The sequence below is a fragment of the Lutibacter sp. genome, from assembly GCF_040883305.1.
In the GTDB taxonomy this organism is placed as follows: Bacteria; Bacteroidota; Bacteroidia; order Flavobacteriales; family Flavobacteriaceae; genus Lutibacter.
In genome coordinates, this window is sequence record NZ_JBFLKT010000300.1 from 1 (window position 1) to 3,973 (window position 3,973).

Annotated in this window: 3 protein-coding genes and 1 pseudogene; 3 read left to right on the top strand and 1 reads right to left on the bottom strand. The window is 31.1% G+C overall.

Annotated elements, in window-relative coordinates; translation table 11 throughout:
* Positions 1-498, top strand: a pseudogene (locus AB1Z17_RS09625) (hypothetical protein); the annotation flags it as partial.
* Positions 499-567: 69 nt separating this feature from the next.
* Positions 568-1,110: a MepB family protein gene (locus tag AB1Z17_RS09630; RefSeq protein ID WP_368051590.1), complete on the top strand. Its 543-nt coding sequence runs from the start codon at positions 568-570 to the stop codon at positions 1,108-1,110.
* 14 nt (positions 1,111-1,124) lie between these two features.
* On the opposite strand, the gene AB1Z17_RS09635 is transcribed toward AB1Z17_RS09630, so the two are convergent.
* Positions 1,125-1,655 (bottom strand): RNA methyltransferase, encoded by a 531-nt coding sequence (locus AB1Z17_RS09635; RefSeq protein ID WP_368051591.1) that lies wholly within the window; start codon positions 1,653-1,655, stop codon positions 1,125-1,127.
* A 138-nt stretch (positions 1,656-1,793) separates the two neighbouring features.
* On the opposite strand from AB1Z17_RS09635, the gene mutS reads away from it, so the two are divergent.
* Positions 1,794-3,973 (top strand): DNA mismatch repair protein MutS (gene mutS / locus AB1Z17_RS09640; protein ID WP_368051592.1); only part of this gene is annotated, 2,180 nt, incomplete at its 3' end.

A 3,973-nucleotide genomic window follows, 5' to 3' on the forward strand; every position in this document is an offset into this window, starting at 1 on the left:
AAGGGAATTGGTTACACAGTTGGTGATAGCTTAGTGGAAAAACCGATGGATTTCTCTTTAAAAAACTATATGCCCTTAATTTCTTTACATCAATTAATGAAACAATTGGTGTTTCCAGAATTATTTCCAAAAGAAAAAAGATTTGACCTAACAGAAGAAGATCGTAATTTTTTAATAAATACAATGGCAACACTACCCAAAGATGCGGGATATACTTCAAAAGAATATTATGATAGTTATGTAAAGTTTTTCCTTTTTGGTGATTCTAAAGAACCAATGCCTTCGCATATAAAGATACACAATAAAGTTGGTTTTGCTTACGGTTATTTAACAGATTGTGCGTTTATAGAGAACACAAAAACGAAAAAAAAATATATAATTACGGCAACTATTCATGTAAATAAAAATAAAATTTATAATGATGGTATTTATGAATATGATACTGTTGGTTTCCCGTTTTTAGCGCAATTAGGAAGAGAATTAGTTCCGTTAGATTAATTCATTTTTTTTAACTAGTATTTGGTAGTTAGTATTAGCTAAATCAAAATAGCAATCGGAATAAAATAAATGGACAATAATCTGAAACAAATAAAAACAGTAATTTACGATAAATGCGCCTTTCTAATTTCTGACTTCAAATTTGAAACAGAAAGTTCAGCATATTATGCCTGTCAATATAAATTGAATGGACAACATATAATAAGCAGAAGTGCAAAAATTACACCTAAAAAAACTGGACAGTTTGTAACATTTTGGAAACGACATAAAAACGGTTCCATAGAGCCTTTTAATGAAACCGACTTATTTGATTTTTATATTGTAAATGTGCGAACTAAAAATAGGTTTGGGCAATTTGTTTTCCCTAAATCCGAACTAATTAAAAAAGGAATAATTTCAACAGTAAAAAGAGAAGGGAAAAGAGCATTTCGAGTGTATCCAAATTGGGATGTTGTTAAAAATAAACAAGCTGAACAAGCCCAAAAATGGCAATTGAATTATTTTTATGAAATAAATACATCTACCGATTTTACAGTAGTTTCGAAATTGTACAAAATGAATAACTGTAAACTAAGAATTATTCAAAACAAAATAGGTGACACTAAAAATTAGCTATTTTATAGATATTAGAATCTAAACTTTTTAAATAAATCCCAAAGTACAACACCACAACTCACCGAAATATTTAAAGAATGCTTGGTTCCAAATTGTGGAATTTCAATACAGTAATCGCTTGCCGAAACAACTTTTTGCTGTACTCCTTTTACTTCATTTCCCATAATTACAGCATATTTTTGGTTGGGTTCTATTGTAAAATCTTGCAACATGGTGCTGTTTTCAGCTTGTTCAATAGCAAGAATTTTAACCTTTTCACCTTTCAACTTTTCAACTAAAGTTAAAGTATCTTCAACATATTCCCAAGCAACAGATTCTGTTGCGCCTAAAGCTGTTTTATGAATTTCTTTATGAGGAGGTTGCGCAGTAATGCCGCACAAATATATTTTTTCAATTAAAAAAGCATCACTTGTTCTAAAAACGGAACCAATATTGTTTAAACTTCTAATATTATCTAAAATTACAATTAGTGGAATTTTATCGGTTTTTTTGAAGTCTTCAACATTTAACCTTCCAAGTTCACTATTTTTTAATTTTCTCATTATTTTTAATATCTAGTATTGGGTATCAAGGATCTGCTATTTGTGAATTCTAAATTAAAATTCGTAATTCATAATTTGAAATTCGTAATTTTAAATATAAAATGTAACTTCGCAAATCTAACTTAATTTCCTAAAAAATTGGCAGCAAAACCAAAGAAAGTCACACCATTAATGAAACAATACAATGCAATTAAGGTAAAATATCCTGATGCAATGTTGTTGTTTAGAGTAGGTGATTTTTACGAAACTTTTGGTGAAGATGCCAAAAAAGCGGCACATGTTTTAGGTATTGTTTTAACCAAACGAGGTGCAGGAAGTGAAACAGAAACTGCATTGGCTGGTTTTCCGCATCATTCGTTAAATACCTACTTACCAAAGTTGGTAAAAGCTGGAATGCGTGTTGCCATTTGCGATCAGTTAGAAGATCCAAAAATGACAAAAACTATTGTAAAACGTGGTGTTACAGAATTGGTAACTCCTGGAGTAGCACTAAACGACGAAGTTTTACAATCTAAAACCAATAATTTTTTAGCAGCAATTCACTTTGGAAAAAAACAATTAGGAATTTCGTTTTTAGATGTTTCAACAGGTGAGTTTTTAACAGCCCAGGGAAATAGTGAATACATAGATAAACTGCTTCAAAATTTCAATCCAAGTGAGGTTTTGGTTCAAAAACAACATAAAAACAAGTTTTTAGAGTTGTTTGGCGACCGTTTTTATACTTTTTATTTAGAAGATTGGATTTTTCAATCAGAATATGCATTAGAAACATTAACCAATCATTTTAAAGTAAAAACCCTAAAAGGTTTTGGTGTTGATGATTTACACGAAGGCATTATTTCTTCCGGTGCGGTGTTGTATTATTTATCTGAAACACAGCATAACAAATTAGAGCATATTTCGGTAATTAATAGAATTTCTGAAGATAATTATGTGTGGATGGATCGTTTTACTATCCGGAATTTGGAATTATACAATTCAACTTCTGTAAATGCAGTTACCTTGCTAGATGTTATTGATAAAACTATCTCGCCAATGGGCGGACGTTTATTAAAACGTTGGTTAGCATTGCCTTTAAAAGATATAAACCGAATTAAAAAACGTCACGAAATTGTAAAATATCTAATAGATAATGATGATTTCTTAGAACTTTCAACCTATCAAATAAAGCAAATAAGTGATATTGAGCGTTTGGTTTCAAAAGTAGCAACAGGGAAAGTAAATCCACGTGAAGTAGTGTTGTTAAAAAACTCACTAAATGCTATAATTCCAATAAAAGAAGCCGCTGAAAATAGTGATAATGTTTCATTAAAAATTATTGGAGAACAATTACAAAATTGCAATGCACTTCGTGAAAAAATAACTAAAACTTTAAACGAAGATGCGCCTGTAAATATTAATAAAGGGAACGCAATTGCAATTGGAGTTTCAACAGAATTAGACGAATTAAGAGCTATTTCAACTTCAGGAAAAGATTATTTAGACGCTATGTTGGCGCGTGAAATTGAACGCACTGGAATTACTTCATTAAAGATAGCATTTAATAACGTTTTTGGATATTATATTGAAGTTCGGAACTCACATAAAGATAAAGTTCCGGAAGATTGGATTCGTAAGCAAACGTTGGTAAATGCCGAACGCTATATTACGGAAGAATTAAAACAATACGAAACTAAGATTTTAGGGGCAGAAGAAAAAATCGGCAAGCTTGAACACGAGCTTTTTGCCGAACTAATTAGCAATTTATTGGATTACATTCAGCCGATACAGTTAAACGCACAATTAATAGCTCAGATAGATTGTTTGCTGTCGTTTGCTGAACTTGCCAAGTACAATAACTATGTACGACCACAAATTGATGAAAGCACCGATTTAGAAATAAAAAATGGACGTCACCCTGTAATTGAAAAGCAGTTACCAATTGGCGAAGAATATATTGCAAATGATGTTGTTCTAAATAGAAATTTACAACAAATTATTATGATTACCGGTCCAAATATGAGTGGTAAATCCGCTATTTTACGTCAGACTGCTTTAATTGTTTTATTGGCACAAATGGGAAGTTATGTACCTGCACAAAATGCTAGAATTGGTGTTGTAGATAAAATATTTACCCGCGTTGGTGCCAGTGATAATATTTCAATGGGCGAATCTACTTTTATGGTAGAGATGAATGAGACCGCAAGTATTTTGAATAATATTTCCGAAAGAAGTTTGGTGTTATTAGATGAAATTGGACGAGGAACAAGTACCTACGATGGAATTTCAATAGCTTGGGCAATTGCTGAATATTTACATGAACATCCTTCAAAGGCAAA